Genomic DNA, 19,505 nt, shown 5'->3' with positions numbered 1-19,505 from the left:
AATTAATCCCCGACCGTTTGATTGAGCAGTTCGGTTAGTTGCTGACGCTCAGCTTTATCAAGTTGTTGGCCCTGGGCGTTGGATAATAAAAACACGTTATCCGCCCGCTCGCCCACAGTGCTAATATTTGCACTGTGAATAGTCAGTTCTTGTTTTCTAAATGCACTGGAAATTTGTTCCATAAATTCGCTGGTGTCTAACGCTGACACATTCAGCACTGTACGAGTGGATTGACGTGAGTATAAAAACTCAATACTGAGCTGGTTTTCAAAACTGTTATGGGTACGTGGTTGACGTATTTTAGGTAGCTTAGCATCATGGTCGAGAACGTTATAGAGCTTTTTAAGCACTTGTGCTCGACGTGACTCACTCAAAATTGGTGAGTCATCAAAGTCTAATACTTTAAAGGATTCGACCACATAACCGTCTTTGGTTTTAGAGATTTGCGCTTGTTTAACAGAAATTTTTAATGTCGCTAGAGCATTAAATAATTTAACGAATAATCCCGGCCTGTCTTTGCTGTAAACAAACACATCGCTGCAACCTTTAACCGTTACATTGTCGATTAAAATTAAGGTTTCAAATTGGCTGTCGTATTCGGGTTGTCGCTGATGTTTGATCAATGCTTTGCTGTAACGCGCAATATCATCAGACTCTGCATGACTGAAAAAAGACAGCGGTAAACGTTTCCATAAGGCTTTTATGGTATCTATATCAACACCATCTGCTTGCAGTATTTGGGTGGCATCCTGTTTGTGGTCACGAACAATGGCGCGTAACTGTTGTACATTTTCAAAGCCATTATGCAATGCTTTACGGGTGGCAAAATACAGCTCTTTTAACAGCGCCGCTTTCCAGTTATTCCACAGGTCATCATTAGTGGCTTGAATATCAGCAATAGTTAAGCAATATAAGGCGTCTAAACGAGTTTGGCTGCCGACTTCTTTAGCAAAACGGTTAACCACATCAGGGTCGTGAATATCCATACGTTGCGAGGTAATAGACATCAATAAATGGTGTTTAACTAACCAGCAAATTAAGCGTTCATGCGAGAGTTTTAAACCATGAAACTTGGCAAATAAGCTCGCATCTACAGCCCCTAGTATGCTGTGATCACCACCACGCCCCTTGGCTAAGTCATGGAATAATGCCGCAAATAGCAGTGACGACTTATTGGGCATTTTTTGATAAATATCTGCCGCAAGTCTGCGATCATTATCGATAGTGCCATTTTGGCGATCAACACCATATAGATAGATGTTTTTAAGCAATTTATGGGTATGCTCATCTACTGTATAGGCATGAAATAAATCAAACTGCATTTGCCCTACAACTTCACGCCATTGGGGTAAATATGACGCTAGAATGCCATGCTGATGCATTAACGTAATTGCCAGCCCCATACCTTCAGGGTGGTTAAAGATCTTTTTGAAGGTTTCGCGGCATGCTTGAAAATCTTGTAAGTCGCCCATTAAACGACGACGAACTTGACGAAGTAACCGTAAGGTTTCAGGGCTGATGCCAATAATTTGATCATTATGGGTCGCGATTAATAAAAATAACGCCATGATTTGGGTGCGATCAATAAACACATCTTCATCACGTACGTGAATGTGCTGGTCGACAATTTCAAATTTTTCATTAATTGGAATGACATGTGACTGCGTATTAGGCGATATTTCGCGGGCAAAATAAGCCATTAATAATTGATTTAATTCGCGAATACGCTTCATGGCACGGAAAATTTGGCGCATCATTTTTTCAATGGCAATATTGCCACCTTCGCCTAACGGGCTGCCTACACCAAATCCCATTAGCTTGGCTACTTCTGCTTGATATTGCAGTAATAAACGGTTTTCAGCGCGCGCTGCTGCTTGATGTAAAGCAAAGCGTATTCTGAATAAAAAGTTTTGACACTCTAACAATTCGGCATATTCATCATTGGTAAAAAATCCGCGTCTTCTTAATGTCAGCATATCGCCAACACCAAAATGTTTACGCGCCACCCAGGTCAAGGTTTGTAAATCACGCATGCCGCCTGGACTGGTTTTTAAATTGGGTTCAATACTGTATGCCGTGCCCTGTGCTTTGGTATGACGTTGTTGTTGCTCGGCGAGTTTAGCTTCAAAAAAGGTATCGCTGCGCCATAATTCGTCACCATATAAGGCGGTGAGTACTTGGTGTTCATGTTGTTTATTGCCAGCGATATGACGAATTTCTAATAAGCTGGTGGCAATAGTGACATCATCTCTGCAAGCTTGGTAGGTGTCTTGTAAGGTACGTACACCGTGGCCTAAATCTAGATTTAAATCCCATAGTTGGGTAAGAAAAGCACTTATCTTGGCAGAGTCTTGTTGATTAAGCGGTTTATCGTGAATGATACAAATATCGATATCAGAAAAGGGGTGTAAGGTCTGACGGCCATAACCTCCAACAGCATTTAAAGAAATAGTGCTAGGGTCTAATTGATGATCACACCAGAGTAAGCTTAGCAAGGTATCAAAAAAATTCGCCCGGTTAGTCAGCGTTTCATTTATTGAACAATGTAAGATATTGTCTGCTAAAAATTTATCTAACGATGAAATAGCGTGCTTAAGCTCGCTAATACTCATTCCAGAGTGTAATTCTGTACAAGCAGGTTGCGCAATCATGTTACTCCTTGTTTGTTTTCCCCACTGACAGAGTAAGGTATTATGCGGGTTAACTCAACTTTGAAATAGTATAGGTCATGGCCTCAAAACGCGGCAGAATCGATACCTTTATCGCTAAAAAGCTCCAAATTCCTAAAAAGTCAGTGCGAAGCTTAATTGCTAATCAGCAACTTTTGCTTAATGGCGATATGGTCATGTCGCCAGATACTCAAATTGACGAGTTTAGTGTGATTGAGTGCCAAGGGCTGGTGTTGCAACAACGTCAGCGCGCCTATTGGATGTTACATAAGCCGCAAGGTGTGGTCAGTGCCACTGTGGATGAACAGCATCAAACCGCGTTAGATTTATTAAAAGGTGTCGATAAAGACTTATTGCATATTGCTGGGCGACTGGATTTAAATTCAACCGGTCTGCTATTAATTACCAATGATGCAAGGTGGTCACAAGCATTAATGTCACCTGATAATAAAGTGACTAAACGCTATCTTGTCACCTTGGCTAATCCGATTGATGAGACTTATGCTGTAGCTTTTGCTAAAGGTATGTGGTTTGAATATGAGGGCATAACGACACAAGCGGCAAAATTGACTATTGTTTCTCGTCATCAGGCAATAGTTGAATTGAATGAAGGTAAGTATCATCAAATTAAACGCATGTTTGGTCGATTTAATAATCCTGTTGTCGCACTTCATCGCGAGTCTATTGGTCAGATTGAGCTAGATAATAACTTACAATTAGGTGAGTTTAGAGCGTTATCAGTGGATGAAATAGATTCTGTTAAGCTCACTTTTTGATACTGACATAATTGGTTGTTACGACATAAATAGAAAGAGGCGCTGAGCGCCTCTTTCTATTTCTAGTCATTAACATCTAGTCATTAACATCTAGTCATTAACATCTAGTTATTAACCTCTAGCCATTAATTTCTAATGCTTAACTTTAGTTTAGTTAAGCCTGTTGTTCTTGACGTTGCATCGTCAGTAACCACTTACCATAAATGAAAATACCTACCGCAGAGATAATCCCAATTGCACCGATAATATACCAAGCCATACCTATATTATTCGCCTCATATAACATGTGCGTTAACGGTTGAGCTTCCATGCCGGTAAAATCAACTAAGCGCATAAAAGCTTCCCCTTGTGGAATGGCGTCAACATCAGTTTGGCTCATACCGCGAGTCACTAGTTCATTGCGCGAGATAATTTCTTTGGACGCGTAGATTTGATAAAGCTTAGGCGCAAAATAGCCTTCTAATGTCCAACCAATCCCTTGTGGTAACATGACAAAACCTAAGTACATGGCTTTTTTACCTTCAGGGGCAATGTTACCCATAAACTCGTTTTTCTTTGGGCTTATCATCATTTCGCCGAAAGAAAACATCACAATCGCCAGCACAATCATCCATGCCGCATTAAATGCACCGACCAACATAATAGCGGCAATGCTTAAAATACAGCCCACTAGCATAGCTGTGGTGATACGATATTTAGCCGTAAAGGCGGCGACTAAAAAGCAGGTGGTCATGATCATACCGGCATTTAAGTTCAGCATGCCTTCTGGCATCACTTTAGTGCCTTCATTATTTAACCCCAACCAGAACTGTAAAATACCGTTACTGGTGCCTTCTGGGCCAAATAAGGAGGTGACAATAATGCTGGTATCCACCCATTCAGCAATGTGAATTGGCAATACATCAAATAATGAGTTATATAAAAACCAAAAGCCGGCAAACACTAGCATGTAGTAAATGACGATTGGCTTTTTCAGTTCTCTTAAGGCATCTTTCCACAGTGCTTCTTGTTGGATTTCACCAGACTTTACTTTACGGGCGCGTTCGATGCGCTCATCTTTACCAGGTTCTTTATAGGCCAGTAAAAATAAAAAGTTGAACGAGATAATCACCGCGCAGGCATAAAAGACGTTGTCCCATGACAATTGACGCATATGCACGGCAACCAGTGGTCCTAAAAAACCACCAATATTCACCACTTGATAGAATATGCCCCAGGCCATTGAGGTATTTTCACGCTTGGTCGATAGCACTAAAGTGCCTTGAATACCAGGTTTAAATACTCCAGTACCGGCAGCTAATAGCATGGCACCGAACATAAAACCCCAAAAGTCGGGGAACAACGCCATGGTAAGATAGCCCATGATTTTGATAATGGTTGAAACAAAAATAGTTTCTTTATAACCGACTCTATCGGATATTCCGCCGGTAAATACCAGGATAAAGGTTTGCATCATTGCCCAAACAGCAATAATAATCCCGTAATCATGTAAATCTATCCCTAAACCACCTTCAGACACTGGCGATTTGGCATATAAACCCGCACTGGCTTTGACGCCGTAGTAAGCGATACGTTCAATAAGCTCCATGCCACCGACTAGCCAGAAAATATAGCCAAGGCTAGTAATAGAGGCCCACATTCCCAATTGTTTTACTTCACTAAGGTCGTTGCCCGAGTGTGAATTAGTGCTCATAAGTCACCCTTTTATTTTATGTTTTACACAGTTAGATTATTAACGACAGACACTCTACCTAAGTTATGGATAAATTCCAAAGGCAATAAAAAAGCGGATCATATGATCCGCTTCAGTTTGTCGCTAATAAGCATGTTATCGTGTTATCGATTAAGCGCCACAACACTTCTTATATTTTTTACCACTGCCACATGAACAGACATCATTACGATTAGGTTTTGCCTCAAAACTAACCGCTTTAGGCTTGTTCAGTAAGCCGGTTAACTCAATGATATTTTCAGCTTTGTCTGCATCAACAGTGATGTTAGCAAACAACTGATGCTCGGCAACTAGGGCTGCCACTTCAACTTTACGTGCTTCAGTTTGTACTGATAAAAGCAAAGGTGAAATCTCTGTGCCTGGTTTAGTCGCGCGTTTGGTGTTATAGCCACTTTCGCCATAGGCTGGCTTTGGGGTTCTACGCCCTTTGAAAAAGTACTTATCAGACATGGTGGTGACCCATTAAATAGAATGATGATATTGGCGCAAGCTTATACAGCAAAAACGCAAAATGCGATATTAAAGTTTTAGTTTAGTACTAAATAACCTGAACTCGGGATAATAAAAGGTTTTCAAACAGCCCTTTGTCTCGCTAACTGCGTTGAATGAACTTGCAATAGGCTAGCTAATTAAATAAAAAACCAGCGACGTATCGCTGGTTTTTGGTAGCAATGTAATTATTTGATTAAGCTTCTATTTTAGCTAGCTCAATTTTTTGCTCATTCAACTTGTCGATGTCACGACTCAAGCCTGTTAGCTTTTCACGTTCTTTATCGATAACCGCTACAGGGGCTTTAGCCACGAAACCTTCATTAGATAATTTGCCTTCAATACGGCTAATTTCCTGACCAAGCTTTTCAAGCTGCTTATCAATACGGGCCATTTCTGCCGCGACATCAATTAAGCCTGCCATTGGGATTAATAGCTCCATGTTACCGATAAATTGCGTGGTAGACATAGGTGCAGCTTCACCTTCAACTAGGATTGTCATGGTTTCTAGTTTAGCCAAACTGGTAAAGAAAGTTTGGTTAGCTTCAAGACGAATACGGTCTTCATAGCTGACGCCACGCAGTAATGCATTAAGCGGCTTTGAAGGGGCAATATTCAATTCTGCACGAATATTACGCACAGCAACAATCACTTGCTTAACCCATTCAAGGTCGGCCATTGCTGTAGCATCAACTTGATCTGCTTGATACGTAGGGAACGGCGCTAACATGATTGTGTCACCGGTTACGCCAGCAAGTGGTTTAACACGCTGCCAAATCGTTTCGGTGATGTACGGCATAAATGGATGCATTAAGCGCTGCATTTTTTCAAGCACATTAACCAAAGTGTGGCGCGTTCCGCGCATTTGCGCTTCAGTGCCATTTTGCATAACAGGCTTAGTTAATTCTAAATACCAGTCACAGAATTGATTCCAGGTGAATTCGTATAAAGTATTCGCAGCTAAGTCGAAACGATAGGCAGCCATATGATCTTCAACGGTTTTCACCGTTTGGTTAAACAAACCAATGATCCAACGATCGGCTAATGACAACTCCATCACACCAGGTTTGCCATCCACTAATAATTGACCGCAATCTAACGGCTCGCCAGCTTCGTTGCTTTCAGGATCGCTTTGCACTTCAGTGTTCATTAACACATAGCGTGATGCGTTCCATAATTTGTTACAGAAACTGCGGTAACCATCAAGACGCTTCATGTCCCAATTGATGTCACGGCCAGTTGAGGCCATTGCCGCTAAGGTAAAGCGCAATGCGTCAGTACCGTGCGCTTCAATGCCATCGGCAAATTCTTTGCGAGTACTCTTTTCAATTTTTGCTGCAAGCTGTGGCTGCATCATGTTGCCAGTACGCTTTTCAACTAAGGTTTCAAGCTCGATACCGTCAATCATGTCTAATGGGTCAAGGACGTTGCCTTTTGATTTCGACATTTTATTACCCGCTTCATCACGGATTAGACCGGTAACGTAAACGGTTTTAAAAGGCACTTGTGGCTTGCCGTTTTCATCTTTGATGAAATGCATGGTCATCATGATCATGCGGGCAACCCAGAAGAAGATGATGTCAAAACCAGTAACCAACACATCCGTTGGGTGGAAGGTTTTTAAGTCTTCTAAGTTGTCAGGCCAACCTAAGGTTGAGAATGTCCATAATGCAGAGCTAAACCAGGTGTCTAATACGTCGTCGTCTTGACGCAGTACGGCTGAGTCGGCAAGCTTATGTTTAGCACGCACTTCGGCTTCGTTACGGCCAACGTATACTTTACCGTTTTCGTCATACCAAGCTGGAATACGGTGTCCCCACCAAAGCTGGCGTGAAATACACCAGTCGTTGATGTCACGCATCCACGAGAAATACATGTTCTCGTATTGCTGTGGCACAAACTTAATCTCGCCAGTTTCTACTGCTTCAATCGCGGTTTTTGCCATTGATTGAACAGCCACATACCATTGGTCTGTCAGTAATGGTTCAATGACCACGCCTGAGCGATCGCCATAGGGTACTTTTAAGGCATGTGGATCGATTTTGCCAAGCAAACCTAAAGTGTCAAACTCTGCGACGATAGCATCACGGGCTTTAAATCTGTCTAGGCCAACATAACGCTCTGGTAGGGCGATTTCGACGTCTTTGTTTGGGGTGCCATCGGTATTAATCACTTCAACAAAGGCACGAACTGCAGCATCTAAGGTGAAAATGTTGTACATAGGCAGGGCGTGACGCTTACCGACTTCATAGTCATTAAAGTCATGGGCTGGGGTGATTTTCACACAACCTGTACCAAATGCCATGTCAACATAGTCGTCGGCCACAATCGGAATTAAACGATTAACGATAGGCAGGTGAATAAACTTACCGATCAATGACTGATAACGTTCGTCATCTGGATGCACGGCTACAGCGCTGTCACCTAACATGGTTTCAGGGCGTGTAGTGGCGACTTCGAGGTAATCTTTACCGTCGGCTGTTAATGCGCCTTCTGCCAATGGATAGCGGAAGTGCCACATATGGCCTTGTTTTTCTTTGTTTTCTACTTCCAAATCAGAAATAGCAGTGTGAAGCTTTGGATCCCAGTTTACTAGGCGTTTACCGCGGTAAATCAGTTCATCGTCGTACAGGCGCACAAACACTTCTTGAACGGCTTTAGATAAACCCTCATCCATGGTGAAACGTTCGCGATCCCAATCAACCGATGCGCCCATGCGGCGAAGTTGTTTGGTGATCGTGCCGCCCGACTGTTCTTTCCAGTCCCATACTTTGTCGATAAAAGCATCACGGCCTAGGTCGTGACGGGTTTTACCTTCTTCTGCTTCAAGTTTACGCTCAACCAGCATTTGGGTAGCAATACCGGCGTGGTCAGTGCCCACTTGCCAGAGGGTATTTTTACCTTTCATACGTTGGTAGCGGGTCAAGGTATCCATAATGGTGTCTTGGAATGCATGACCCATGTGCAGGCTACCTGTCACATTAGGTGGTGGGATCATGATGCAGTAATTGCCTTGTGATTCATCACCGTGTGGCTTGAAGTAACCTTGCTCTTCCCAATTTTGGTAAAGCGCTTGTTCGATAGACTTAGGATCGTATGTTTTTTCCATGGGGGCGTTTTATCTCAATCTAAATTTAGTGTTTATTCAGCTAATGTTTGGGTAGTCACTTGGCACCCAAGCGTTTGATAATCACGATAGCGTTTTCTTGCTATGCTTTTTAGTGTGTCATCATTAGCCACAAAATCGATAATATACGGTAAGTTTACCGCAAATTGGGGGGCTTGGTCTGCAAGATTAATCAGAACTTGACGACTTTTATTGGGCCCTAGGGTATCAAAACCAATTTCAACCGGTGAACCCGTCACTGGGCCTTCACCTTTCAAATTATGGGGCACAAAACTGCTTGGCTCAAATTGCCACAATAATTCATCAATCGCGTACGCTTGTTGTCTGTCTTGGCAATGAATATAGACCTGTTTTTGTTGCCTATATTGTTGCTCAGCTAACCTGCAAGCAGCTAAATGAAGCGCATCTAAAGCAGTTGTTTGCTGGCTATTTTCTGGCATTAAATAAAACAATGCTTGAGTCATAAGTCGATGCTGTTTGCAGAGGTTAAGATAGTGGTGAGTTTACACTAAAATGTTATCTAGGTTAATGGGTAAACGCTATGGTGTTGATAACAAAAAAGGTGAAGAATTGCTTCTTCACCTTTCTAATATTTATCGATTTACAAGCTAACTTATTCGTTGATATCAATACCTGAGCGGTTAATCAAGAACTGAGTCAAAATCGGTACTGGACGACCTGTTGAGCCTTTATTTGCGCCGCTGTTCCAAGCTGTACCGGCCACATCTAAATGTGCCCAATTGTATTTTTTGGTAAAGCGCGATAAGAAACACGCAGCAGATATCGCGCCCGCTGGACGACCACCTAAGTTAGTCATATCAGCAAAAGGACTGTCTAGTAAGTCTTGATACTCATCCCAAAGTGGCATGCGCCATGCGCGGTCACCACTTTGCTCACCCGCATTTAACATCTCATGTGCAAGTGGGTTATGTGAGCTGAATAAACCTGAAGCATGTTTACCCAATGCAACAACACAGGCACCCGTTAGGGTGGCGGTATCAATTACTAATTCAGGGTCAAAACGTTCAACATAAGTTAATACGTCACATAATACTAAGCGACCTTCAGCATCGGTGTTTAATACTTCAACCGTTTGGCCTGACATTGTGGTAAGAATATCGCCTGGACGATATGCACTACCTGAAACCATGTTTTCACAGCCAGCTAGTACACCAATCACATTAATTGGTAACTTCATTTCACACAGTGCTTTCATGGCGCCAATAACTCCAGCAGCGCCGCCCATGTCGTACTTCATTTCGTCCATAGCTTCGCCTGGCTTTAATGAAATACCGCCTGAGTCAAAGGTTAAGCCTTTGCCAACAAGTACAATTGGTTTTTGAGTGCTATCTACCGCGCCTTGATATTCCATAATGGTCATAATGGATTCATTGGCGCTGGCACGGCCGACCGCTAAGTATGAATTCATACCTAACTTAGCCATTTGCTCTTCGCCAACCGTTGATACCTTTAAGGTTTCATAGGTTTCAGCCATTTGACGGGCTTGCGATGCTAGGTAAGCTGGATTACAGATGTTAGGTGGCATATTTGCCACGTCACGACACAAATGCATACCTGCAGACACCGCCATACCATGTTCTACGGCACGCTCGCCTATAGTAAGTTCTTTGCGTGTAGGCACATTAAAGACCATTTTACGCAGTGGGCGACGAGTCTCGCCTTTACGGGTTTTAAGCGCATCGAAGCTATATAAGCTGGCTTGCGTGGTTTCTACTGCTTGGCGTACTTTCCAGTAGGTATCACGACCTTTAACGTGCAGTTCAGTTAAAAAGCATACCGCTTCCATTGAGCCTGTTTCGTTTAAGGTATTAATGGTTTTAGTGATGATTTGTTTGTATTGGCGCTCGTCTAACTCGCGCTCTTTGCCACAACCAACTAATAATACTCGCTCACTTAACACGTTCGGGACATGGTGAAGTAATAACATTTGTCCTGGCTTACCTTCAAGGTCGCCACGACGAAGAAGGTTACTAATGTAACCTTCACTAATTTTATCTAACTGCTCAGCAATGCCTGATAGACGGCGAGGTTCGTATACACCTACAACAATACATGCTGAACGTTGTTTTTCGGGGCTACCACTCTTTACGCTAAACTCCATGAGCACTCCTAGATTCTTAAAGACAAATTTTTATATTTATAAGATAATGTTCATATTAAGGCTTAAAGGCCACAGATCAAATTAAAGGTGATAAGCTACTGGTACATAGACAAAATAAGCGTTATAAAAATACCGACTTAATTTGCCTGAATCCTAGCTGTGTAGCACCTTACGAGCTGGTCAGAAAACTATCAAAACTGCTAAAAGTAAACAGTTTACATGAAAGTACCTCTGATTCCAGTAAAAAGATACGTTTAGCCCTTGGAACCTATTTGTGATTGTATTTAGATACTTGATTGGTGAAGTTTTAAAAGCACAATTAGCCGTACTGACAGTGCTGTTAACTATTTTTATTAGCCAACAATTTGTTCGCGTTCTTGGGGATGCGTCTGACGGCGAATTCCCCGCCTCTTTAGTGTTGACATTATTGGGGTTAAATTTACCTCAACTAACCGTTCTCATTCTGCCTTTAAGTTTCTTCTTGGGAATATTACTCGCCCATGGCCGAATGTATGCCGAAAATGAAATGGTGGTATTGCATGGCGTGGGTGTCAGTGAGTGGTATGTCACCAGGGTTACGCTGATTTTAGCGGTATTTAATATGATATTTACCGCTTATTTGGCTATCTATGTTTCTCCCTGGGCAGAAGAAAGGCAAAACCAAGTGCTTGAACAAGCACAATCTGAGGCTGGTCTTGCTGCATTAACCCAAGGACGTTTTCAAACAAGTCCTAATGGCCGTGCCGTGTTGTTTGTGGAAACTATCAGTAAAGATAATCAGTTAGGTAAGGTCTTTGTTGCCCAGTTGCCTGAGGTTGGCGATGAAAAAGGGCTCACTAATATTGTGGTGGCGCAGCAAGGTAAAGTGATTGAGGATGAGTTTGGTAGCCAGCAGTTAAAGCTTGAAAGTGGTTTACGTTATCAGGGCAGCCCTAATGCAATGAATTATCAAATCATTGAGTTTGGCGGCTATAAAATGGAAATTAAAGAGCAAGAGGTGGATGAGCGTAGCCGCAAGCTTTCTGCTATGCCAATTAATGAGTTATTAACCGCGACAGGGCCTGAGGCCGTTGCTGAGTTTCAATGGCGCTTGGCTATTCCATTATCTATTCCATTATTAACCTTGATTGCGGTTCCGTTGGCAAGGGTGAATGTCCGCCAAGGTAAGTTTGCTAAAATGTTCCCGGCTATTTTATTGTACCTAGGCTATTTTGGTTTAATGGTTGCAGGACGTAAAGCCTTACAAGATGAAGTTATTCCATTGTATTTAGGTATGTGGTGGATACATGGCTGCGCCCTGGTGATGGGGGTGTTATTACTTGGTAAAGAAAGGCCGGCAAGTGTCAGATTTTTGAGCCTGTTTAAACGCAATAAGCAGGTGAGCGCATGAATATAATTGATTTATATATCTCACGGATAATTTTGAGTACCTCGGCACTGTGTTTGTTAGTGTTAACTGGCCTATCAGGCATTATTAAGTGGGTTGATCAGCTCAGACTGGTTGGGCGTGGTAGTTATACCATGATGGATGCCGGAGTTTATGTACTCTATTTAGTGCCGCGTGATATTGAAATGTTTTTCCCGATGGCGGTATTGCTTGGTGCGCTAATTGGTATGGGGATGCTAGCGTCTAATTCTGAGCTGGTGGTCATGCAAGCTTCAGGCATGTCACGTTTACAAATCACCTTGTCGGCAATGAAAACGGCTATTCCCTTAATGATAATGGTCATGGCTTTAGGCGAGTGGGGCGCGCCCGTAGCAGAGCAATCAGCCAAGGAACTTCAGGCAACTAAAATATCCGGTGGCAGTTTAATTAAATCTAATCGCGGTATTTGGGCAAAAGATGGCGATTTGTTTGTCAATATTGGTGAAGTGCAAGATATCAATAAGCTTAATAATATTACCTTATACAAATTTGATGCGCAGTCAAAGCTAGTACAGCTTACTCAAGCTAAACATGCAGATTTTAAACAAGATGAATGGCAATTAACTGGGGTAACCACCACTCACTTATCAGATGATAGAATTGAGTTAATCGAAACACCGACAGAGCAATGGCGTTCAACGTTAACACCAGACAAGTTGGGCGTGGTATCGGTTAAGCCCGAAGCGTTATCGATTCAAGGTTTACTGGGATATTTAGAATATTTAGAAGTTAATCAACAAGATCCGAGCCGGTATGAGTTAGCGCTATGGCGTAAAATAATGCAACCCATAACAGTTGCTGTAATGATGTTAGTGGCATTGTCATTTGTATTTGGACCACTTAGAACGGTTACTATGGGGGCAAGAGTCTTGCTTGGTGTGGTGGCTGGATTTAGTTTTTACATCAGCAACCAAATATTTGGTCCTATGAGTATGGTATATGATCTTCCCGCAGTGGTTGGCGCCGTAACCCCAAGTATTCTATTTACCAGTTTGGCTTTTTATTATATTAGAAAATAGTATTAACCGATGATTTAAGCTAGTGTTTGGGTATAGATTTAAGCTAGTGTTTGGGTATAAATGAAAGGCCACTTAATGTGGCCTTTTTGTTTTTGCTTAGGTTAATGCAACAGATTAAAGTACGTTATGAAAGCCAAATAGTATAATGGCGTGTTTGCTCTCTATCGCGCTATTTGCTCAGCATAAATTCAACAGCTGCTTCAGCATGGATCTGGGCTGTATCGTAAAGCGGTATTGAGGTATCCGTTTGTTTAACCAGTAAGCCTATTTCTGTACAGCCTAGAATAATTGCTTGCGCCCCTTGCTGTGCTAATTTATCGATAATATCCAGATACTCTTTTCGAGAGCCGGACAGTGTTTTACCCAAACACAATTCTTGATAAATAATGCGATGAATTGTTTCTCTGTCTTGCTGATTCGGTGTAATAAGTTCGATAGGGAAGTTTTGGGTTAAACGTGTTTTATAAAAATCTTGCTCCATAGTAAATTGAGTCCCCAATAAGCCCACTTTAACGACCTTGTTGTCGGCTAATTTTTGACCGGTAGCGTCGCTAATATGCAGCAGTGGTATATTAATACTCGCCTCAATTTGCGGGGCGACTTTATGCATGGTATTGGTGCACACTACAATGGCATCCGCGCCAATAAGTGCTAGTTTATGGGCTGCGTCAGCGAGCATTCTTCCGGCACCTTGCCAGTCTCCTTGAGTTTGTAATGCTGCAATTTCAGCAAAATCAACACTATAAATAATCACTTTTGCTGAATGAAGTCCACCTAACCTTTGCTTAATCGACTGATTAATCACTTGATAATAGCTTTGAGTACTTTCCCAACTCATGCCGCCAATTAATCCTATTGTCCTCATTTGATATATCCTTATGGTTAGGTCGCAGTATTCAGCGTTGAAAAGCTAATGGGCAATTTGTTATTGTTAATATCCATTCTTATTATTTCGAGCTGTGATTTATTATAATTTGAGATGCTTTAGGCAGTATCACTGGGCTAAATACAATGAAAATAACAGTCAGCGTAAAAAGCAAAAACGCGCCGAAGCGCGTATTTTATAATGCAGGTAAACTTAACGTTAGATCAGGATAGGCTTAAGCACCATGCCAGTTGCGCATCTGATTTGCTTCAACTGATAATACGACTATTTCAGAGCGAGTCATCTTATCTTGTAGGGCTAATTTGTCGCTATTTAATAAAACAAATAGGTTGCCTAGTCCTAATATTGACCAGATGACACGGGCACAAGCAGTAATAAAACTGAGGTTTTGACCATTAGGATGCTGAACCTTTAAGCGCCATGCTCTCATGCCAAGGGTTTGGCCGCCTTTACTCCAAAATAATGCATAAAAGCCACCCACACATAAAGCGAGCCATAACTGGTAAATACCTTGATAAACAGGGGTGTTATTTAGCGTGTCTGATATATGCTCATAACCACCTAATGACATTATTCCTGTGCTAGATAAGCCATAGAAAACCCCAAAACCAATCGCTCCGGCAATCATATATACCGCAACAGCAAGCAAGGCGTCATAAATCATTGCGCCTAAACGGCGTATAAAACTTGCACGGGGAAAATTGGCGTGTTCTGCATTTAACATATCAATTAGCCTTCTTATACTTCATCTTCACGAACAAATTTAATACTAGTAAAACCAAAACGTGCAAATTCTGTTTGACGGAATTCTTTTTCTGCTTTGGCGCCTTTTTTAGAGGTTAAAGCCACTTGTTGTTCCATTGCCAGAAAGCCCGTCAAATCGATCCCTTCAGCTTCAGCAGCTGCTTCGTAAAGGTCGTGGTGTTTGTCGTAGCTAAAGGCAATCGTTTTGGTTTTGCCTTTAAAGGTATAAATCACTTGGCGTGCCATTCACAATCCTCATGCGATCATATGTCGCTTATAAAAATAAAATATACTGCACCGAGAATGCATAAATTTGCCAGAAGGTCATCTAGCTTGTATCGCTCTTTGAGGTCATGCTGCAAAGGCAACAAATAAGCTTTAAATGATCGCATCTTGCTGAATGTTTAATTGTCCCACGTTCATTAGCGTATAACCAATACGATTTACGGGAACGGGCAATAAATATGACTCAAATCCAAAATGCTAGTGACTATTCACTTTGAGTTTCAAGGAACAAATAGCAAGCATCATGATTATAACTTGCTAAAGATGTTAATAATGTTGGGCTAATATCAGTCAAAGGCTTAAAGCCAAAACGCTGCCAAAACTCGCCCGCGCCTTGAATCGCCACCAAACCAATACCGAAAAACCCTAACTCAACTGATGTAAGGATAATGTGGTTAACGAGTTGCTTCGCTATGCCTAAACCTTGTGCTGCGGGTGACACCGCCATGTCATGAATATAAAGTGATTGGGTGTCATTTACTACCGTTAAGATAGTATTTAATTTAGGTGCATCGCCCTTTAGCCAAGGGTGGCAAAGTATATAAGCAACAATTTGATTATGGTGCTCTAATACCAAACAGCTTTGTGGTGACCTCTGCCATTTACTTTGCATGACTTCCAATGACTCAGGATTAATGTCATGGTAACAACTAGCCTGAATAGCCATAATAGCAGGCCAATCTTTGACGGTAATTTGTCGTATTTTCATGATAACTCTGTTAATCAAATAAGCAGCAGTGAGTATATCTGTGATGATAACCGATGAACAACTCTTACTCATGAAGGAAACATTATGTATCAACTATCTAATGCCGTGAAAATAGTAATTAGCCTAGTATTTTTAATGCTGATGTCATTTAGCCAAATAAGTTATGCGAATTCAGGGTTAGCAGCATTTAAACCTGGTGTTGTTATTAAAGACTTTGGAAAAGTTGCAGAGGTTGATAGCCAATTAACTATCCCCCAAAATATGAAATTTAAAGTCGCTTTTGATGTCGGCTCGGCGGCTAATGCTGGTGAAGTAAATAGACAGATTGATACTTTGGCTCGATTTATTAATATGCATGTGGCTGCAGGGGTTAAACCTGAGGATATTGAGCTAGCTTTGGTGGTACATGGTAAGGCTGCTATGGATATGACCAACAATGCGATGTATCAGCAAACTCATAAAAATACTCCTAACGCCAATCAACCTTTAATTGCTGAGCTGAACAAATATCAGGTGAAGTTTTATGTATGTGGTCAAACAGCGGCGTATTATGGAATTAGCCAGAATGACTTATTACCGGAGGTTAAGTTAGCATTATCAGCGTTAACAGCTCACGCTGTGCTAGCTCAGCAAGGTTATAGCATGAATCCTTTCTAAAATTAGTTGTCGTTTTAACCTTGAGAGTTGACTCACTAAAAGTAGCTTGATGAGTGTATTTATAAATCATTGCTTCAATAGTGCCATTGGCTTTTAGAGTCGCGATAGCTGCATTTATCTTTGGTAGTAAATCTTTATGCTCTTTTCTAAGGCGCATAACCAATACTCCATTTGAATGCTCGGCAGCTAATGTAATAGGAAGATTAAATTGTTTACTCCAATATAAAGCAGGCAAGTTACCTGATATAGCCGCGTTAATACGGTTTTTGTGTAGTGCCTTTACCAGTTCTCGCTCAGAGGTAAAGTCAAATCGGGTAAACAAGGCGTCATCGTGATACAAATAGCCTCTAACGGTGCCAATAACTTGGCCTTTAATGCTGTCAATATTATTCCATGCACTAGCATTATCTTTGAGGGTGATGATATTTTCTTGAATTTCAATAATAGGGTCTGAGCTAACAAACTTATCCCCTATATCTTTGTTAGGAAACCAACTAGGGCTGACAAAGTCAAAATCTAATAAACCGTTATCTAATGCTTGATTAGTGCGTTTTGGCGGATAATTGTGCTTCTCATTATTAATTTCAGCCAAGCTTAAAATTTGCGGCACGAGTTCGCCAAGTATACCTGGACGTTCTGGTTGATTTGGAACGTAATAGGGAACCCAGCTACTTGAGCCATTAACATTATATTTTAATGGTTTTTCAGCCATGGCGTGACTGGAAAGTATTAAAAGAAACGTTAAAGACAAGTTACAAAATAAAGGCTTCAAGAATTATCCTTTTTTGAAAACAACCTGCTAATAGATATATCAGCTTGAAGCAATTATTCAACCTTTTTATAACCCAATGTAATTACTTTAACCTTGCCAGTAAACATAAGCTTGCATGTTGATTCTTTGGGATGACTAGATAGGTTTTGTGGTGTTTGATTAAAGTGGTTTTTTTATTAGCCTGGCTAATTAACAAGCCATGTTGCAGTGCTATTTCTGCAAGCACATTTTCATCGCCCCTAACATACAATGCTATCGGTTTTAGTAATTCAGCATCTTTACGATGACTTTTCATTTGAACAGCACAAACCACCACACTGGATTGACCATCGCCGTCTAATTTTAACTTGCTTGATAATGGGGTGTCAGTCACCACTAACCAGTTTTGCTGTGCAAAATCGGCTAACACTGCATCTAATGCATCGCCTAATTTAGCGGCTTTAGCATCTTGATATTGAATAACGATGCGCTCTAACAGTTGCTTTAGCTGTGCGCCTGCCCCTTGGCTTCTACCAAGACGGATCCATTGAGTTAAATCTTCGGCAACCAGTTTTGAAAAGCGTTTAGCTTTCAGAGAGTCGACCATCCAGCTGCATAAAAAGTGGCTTTCTTGTGCAGGCGTGCGAACACCTTTGTGTTGTTTATTCGACTCGGTTAAATCATGTATGCCAGTGACAGCTAAATTAAGTACTGCTGAGTTATAGGTTTCAGTCATGCTGTTTCAATGTTCCAGTGCAGGTGCTATATCGTTAATACAGAGTGAGTTTTATCGTTAATCTATAGTGTACTTGGACTTGAGCGATTCTGACATTTTTATATCTGATATTGGCACGATAAGTTGAGAATTTGTTCAGCGGTCGAAGGTTTTAAAAATAGCAGGCTTAATTACTTTAGGTATGAGGCAAAGGTGGTCATTATTGTTAAGTGAGTTTGCTGATAAATTAATCGAACCAATACAATAAAGTAAAAAAAGGGTACAACAGCATTGCTGTTATACCCAAAAGTGGCGCATGGAGATGGATGCTAAAAAAGAAGGTTACTCAACCAAACTGGCTGCCATTAAAATAAGCTCAGGTGCAGCACGGACTTTATAGTTCGGGTTGGCATACATAAACTGAATCAAACCAGTTTTATCACTTAAATAAATAGCAGGCACAGGTAAAACTAAACGCGCTTCACCCGTAGGCATTTTATGTAATGTGTTCGACACACCAAGCTTTGCTTGGTACATACTGGTGACTTTATCACTGGTGTAAAAAGCTAAACCAAACGCCTGTGCTGCGGCCATATTCTCGTCTGAAAGTAACAAGTAGTTGAGTTTGTTTTTTGTCATCGAAGCTTGCAGCTTTTCGGGTGAGTCGGGTGATATACCAACCAGCTGAATCCCCATTGCAATTAATTTAGGCTCAATTGCCTGTAATTGTCCCATTTGTACATTACAAAATGGACACCATCCACCGCGATAGAAAAAGAACATAGTCTTTTTTTGACTAACAAGTTGTTTCAAATTAATGGCTTTACCTTCAACTGTTTTTAATGTGACATCGGGGATCTCATGACCATTAAGCAGTGGGCTAATGTTATTTTCATTCAAAGCAATTGGCTTGGCGATAGCGGTTAAGCTGGTAAGGGCTAATGTTGCAGCAAGGACGAGTTTATTCAGCATACAGGTTCCTAAATAGGTAAAATAGAATTCGATAATCGATTAGACCTGAGCATCAGCTAGTTTATTTCAGCAGGTGTAAAAATAAATATTAGGAGTATTTAGTGCGGGATACATTAAGAGAAACGATTGTGGCAGTTTGCCTTAAAAAAATTGATCAAAAAGGCACCAATGTCGGCTTATCTTTTTATGCTTTTTTTGCGAATAGAAATGATAACCTGGCACTATTAATGGAAGCCGCAACTTGGTGGATCCAAACCCATAAACTTGATCACTTTGAAAAGGCGGTCAAGATCCTGGCTATGGTTCAAGAAGGTAAGTAATTTACCCTGATATTTACTTTTTCTTGGCAACGACAATGCTAAGGTTGAGTAATATAAACTGCAGCTACATAAAAGCGCCGGTAAATTACCAGCGCTTTTATGGTTT

The 19,505-nt window shown here is 41.3% G+C and carries 18 protein-coding genes; 5 read left to right on the top strand and 13 right to left on the bottom strand.

Translation table 11 applies throughout. The features are described from left to right. Positions 1-2 precede the first annotated feature (2 nt). A complete protein-coding gene (gene glnD, locus L0B17_RS16215; protein ID WP_235086243.1) occupies positions 3-2,651 on the bottom strand; it encodes a [protein-PII] uridylyltransferase in 2,649 nt (882 codons plus the stop codon). 77 nt (positions 2,652-2,728) lie between these two features. Here glnD and L0B17_RS16210 point away from each other — a divergent pair, with 77 nt between their 5' ends. Next, positions 2,729-3,445 (top strand): 16S rRNA pseudouridine(516) synthase, encoded by a 717-nt coding sequence (locus tag L0B17_RS16210; RefSeq protein ID WP_235086241.1) that lies wholly within the window; start codon positions 2,729-2,731, stop codon positions 3,443-3,445. A 154-nt stretch (positions 3,446-3,599) separates the two neighbouring features. Here the strand turns inward: L0B17_RS16210 and L0B17_RS16205 are convergent, their stop codons facing one another. The 5 genes from L0B17_RS16205 to pepA form a co-directional block, all read right to left on the bottom strand. Beyond that, on the bottom strand, positions 3,600-5,138 hold the full coding sequence (locus tag L0B17_RS16205) for an MFS transporter (protein ID WP_235086240.1): 1,539 nt from the start codon (positions 5,136-5,138) through the stop codon (positions 3,600-3,602). A gap of 150 nt (positions 5,139-5,288) precedes the next feature. Next, complete coding sequence (locus L0B17_RS16200) at positions 5,289-5,627, bottom strand: PBPRA1643 family SWIM/SEC-C metal-binding motif protein (RefSeq protein ID WP_235086239.1); 339 nt, start codon at positions 5,625-5,627, stop codon at positions 5,289-5,291. Between the two features lie 235 nt (positions 5,628-5,862). Next, positions 5,863-8,775, bottom strand: coding sequence for a valine--tRNA ligase (locus L0B17_RS16195; RefSeq protein ID WP_235086237.1), 2,913 nt, complete (start codon positions 8,773-8,775; stop codon positions 5,863-5,865). A gap of 32 nt (positions 8,776-8,807) precedes the next feature. Further along, on the bottom strand, positions 8,808-9,257 hold the full coding sequence (locus L0B17_RS16190; protein ID WP_235086236.1) for a DNA polymerase III subunit chi: 450 nt from the start codon (positions 9,255-9,257) through the stop codon (positions 8,808-8,810). A gap of 149 nt (positions 9,258-9,406) precedes the next feature. Continuing rightward, entirely contained in the window at positions 9,407-10,915 is a 1,509-nt protein-coding gene (pepA, locus tag L0B17_RS16185) for a leucyl aminopeptidase (RefSeq protein ID WP_235086234.1), read from the bottom strand. A 274-nt stretch (positions 10,916-11,189) separates the two neighbouring features. On the opposite strand from pepA, the gene lptF reads away from it, so the two are divergent. Continuing rightward, entirely contained in the window at positions 11,190-12,305 is a 1,116-nt protein-coding gene (gene lptF, locus L0B17_RS16180) for an LPS export ABC transporter permease LptF (protein WP_235086233.1), read from the top strand. Next, positions 12,302-13,360, top strand: coding sequence for an LPS export ABC transporter permease LptG (gene lptG, locus L0B17_RS16175; RefSeq protein WP_235086231.1), 1,059 nt, complete (start codon positions 12,302-12,304; stop codon positions 13,358-13,360). The genes lptF and lptG overlap by 4 nt, the downstream gene beginning before the upstream one ends. 169 nt (positions 13,361-13,529) lie before the next feature. On the opposite strand, the gene L0B17_RS16170 is transcribed toward lptG, so the two are convergent. The 4 genes from L0B17_RS16170 to L0B17_RS16155 all read right to left on the bottom strand — a co-directional run bounded on the left by L0B17_RS16170 (position 13,530) and on the right by L0B17_RS16155 (position 15,984). Then, complete coding sequence (locus tag L0B17_RS16170; protein ID WP_235086230.1) at positions 13,530-14,225, bottom strand: aspartate/glutamate racemase family protein; 696 nt, start codon at positions 14,223-14,225, stop codon at positions 13,530-13,532. Positions 14,226-14,460: 235 nt separating this feature from the next. Further along, positions 14,461-14,970, bottom strand: a complete 510-nt coding sequence (locus L0B17_RS16165) for an RDD family protein (protein WP_235086228.1) — start codon at positions 14,968-14,970, stop codon at positions 14,461-14,463. Between the two features lie 14 nt (positions 14,971-14,984). Next, complete coding sequence (locus tag L0B17_RS16160) at positions 14,985-15,236, bottom strand: DUF2960 domain-containing protein (protein WP_235086227.1); 252 nt, start codon at positions 15,234-15,236, stop codon at positions 14,985-14,987. Positions 15,237-15,480: 244 nt separating this feature from the next. Beyond that, positions 15,481-15,984 carry a GNAT family N-acetyltransferase gene (locus L0B17_RS16155; RefSeq protein ID WP_235086225.1) on the bottom strand — a complete coding sequence of 168 codons (504 nt, stop codon included), beginning with the start codon at positions 15,982-15,984 and terminating at the stop codon, positions 15,481-15,483. Between the two features lie 84 nt (positions 15,985-16,068). Between L0B17_RS16155 and L0B17_RS16150 the strand changes: the two genes are divergently transcribed. Beyond that, positions 16,069-16,641: a DsrE family protein gene (locus L0B17_RS16150; RefSeq protein ID WP_235086223.1), complete on the top strand. Its 573-nt coding sequence runs from the start codon at positions 16,069-16,071 to the stop codon at positions 16,639-16,641. Here the strand turns inward: L0B17_RS16150 and L0B17_RS16145 are convergent. The 3 genes from L0B17_RS16145 to L0B17_RS16135 all read right to left on the bottom strand — a co-directional run bounded on the left by L0B17_RS16145 (position 16,568) and on the right by L0B17_RS16135 (position 19,079). Next, positions 16,568-17,353 (bottom strand): substrate-binding periplasmic protein, encoded by a 786-nt coding sequence (locus L0B17_RS16145; RefSeq protein ID WP_235089875.1) that lies wholly within the window; start codon positions 17,351-17,353, stop codon positions 16,568-16,570. The two genes, L0B17_RS16150 and L0B17_RS16145, sit on opposite strands and share 74 nt — an antisense overlap. Positions 17,354-17,495: 142 nt before the next feature. Continuing rightward, positions 17,496-18,128 (bottom strand): DUF2913 family protein, encoded by a 633-nt coding sequence (locus tag L0B17_RS16140; protein ID WP_235086222.1) that lies wholly within the window; start codon positions 18,126-18,128, stop codon positions 17,496-17,498. A 321-nt stretch (positions 18,129-18,449) separates the two neighbouring features. Further along, positions 18,450-19,079, bottom strand: coding sequence for a peroxiredoxin-like family protein (locus L0B17_RS16135; RefSeq protein WP_235086220.1), 630 nt, complete (start codon positions 19,077-19,079; stop codon positions 18,450-18,452). A gap of 101 nt (positions 19,080-19,180) precedes the next feature. On the opposite strand from L0B17_RS16135, the gene L0B17_RS16130 reads away from it, so the two are divergent. After that, complete coding sequence (locus L0B17_RS16130; protein ID WP_235086218.1) at positions 19,181-19,399, top strand: DUF6500 family protein; 219 nt, start codon at positions 19,181-19,183, stop codon at positions 19,397-19,399. Positions 19,400-19,505: the final 106 nt, after the last annotated feature.

This window comes from Shewanella sp. OMA3-2, assembly GCF_021513195.1.
Classification (GTDB): Bacteria; Pseudomonadota; Gammaproteobacteria; order Enterobacterales; family Shewanellaceae; genus Shewanella.
The sequence above is the reverse complement of the archived record's forward strand: the minus strand, read 5'-3'. Positions and strand labels throughout refer to the sequence as shown.

What these genes read in the sequence shown, in the direction of transcription:
- glnD (WP_235086243.1), bottom strand. Translation starts at nt 2,651, where the DNA reads ATGATTGCGCAACCTGCTTGTACAGAATTACACTCTGGAATGAGTATT.
- L0B17_RS16210 (WP_235086241.1), top strand. Translation starts at nt 2,729, where the DNA reads ATGGCCTCAAAACGCGGCAGAATCGATACCTTTATCGCTAAAAAGCTC.
- L0B17_RS16205 (WP_235086240.1), bottom strand. Translation starts at nt 5,138, where the DNA reads ATGAGCACTAATTCACACTCGGGCAACGACCTTAGTGAAGTAAAACAA.
- L0B17_RS16200 (WP_235086239.1), bottom strand. Translation starts at nt 5,627, where the DNA reads ATGTCTGATAAGTACTTTTTCAAAGGGCGTAGAACCCCAAAGCCAGCC.
- L0B17_RS16195 (WP_235086237.1), bottom strand. Translation starts at nt 8,775, where the DNA reads ATGGAAAAAACATACGATCCTAAGTCTATCGAACAAGCGCTTTACCAA.
- L0B17_RS16190 (WP_235086236.1), bottom strand. Translation starts at nt 9,257, where the DNA reads ATGACTCAAGCATTGTTTTATTTAATGCCAGAAAATAGCCAGCAAACA.
- pepA (WP_235086234.1), bottom strand. Translation starts at nt 10,915, where the DNA reads ATGGAGTTTAGCGTAAAGAGTGGTAGCCCCGAAAAACAACGTTCAGCA.
- lptG (WP_235086231.1), top strand. Translation starts at nt 12,302, where the DNA reads ATGAATATAATTGATTTATATATCTCACGGATAATTTTGAGTACCTCG.
- L0B17_RS16170 (WP_235086230.1), bottom strand. Translation starts at nt 14,225, where the DNA reads ATGAGGACAATAGGATTAATTGGCGGCATGAGTTGGGAAAGTACTCAA.
- L0B17_RS16165 (WP_235086228.1), bottom strand. Translation starts at nt 14,970, where the DNA reads ATGTTAAATGCAGAACACGCCAATTTTCCCCGTGCAAGTTTTATACGC.
- L0B17_RS16160 (WP_235086227.1), bottom strand. Translation starts at nt 15,236, where the DNA reads ATGGCACGCCAAGTGATTTATACCTTTAAAGGCAAAACCAAAACGATT.
- L0B17_RS16155 (WP_235086225.1), bottom strand. Translation starts at nt 15,984, where the DNA reads ATGAAAATACGACAAATTACCGTCAAAGATTGGCCTGCTATTATGGCT.
- L0B17_RS16150 (WP_235086223.1), top strand. Translation starts at nt 16,069, where the DNA reads ATGTATCAACTATCTAATGCCGTGAAAATAGTAATTAGCCTAGTATTT.
- L0B17_RS16145 (WP_235089875.1), bottom strand. Translation starts at nt 17,353, where the DNA reads ATGGCTGAAAAACCATTAAAATATAATGTTAATGGCTCAAGTAGCTGG.
- L0B17_RS16140 (WP_235086222.1), bottom strand. Translation starts at nt 18,128, where the DNA reads ATGACTGAAACCTATAACTCAGCAGTACTTAATTTAGCTGTCACTGGC.
- L0B17_RS16135 (WP_235086220.1), bottom strand. Translation starts at nt 19,079, where the DNA reads ATGCTGAATAAACTCGTCCTTGCTGCAACATTAGCCCTTACCAGCTTA.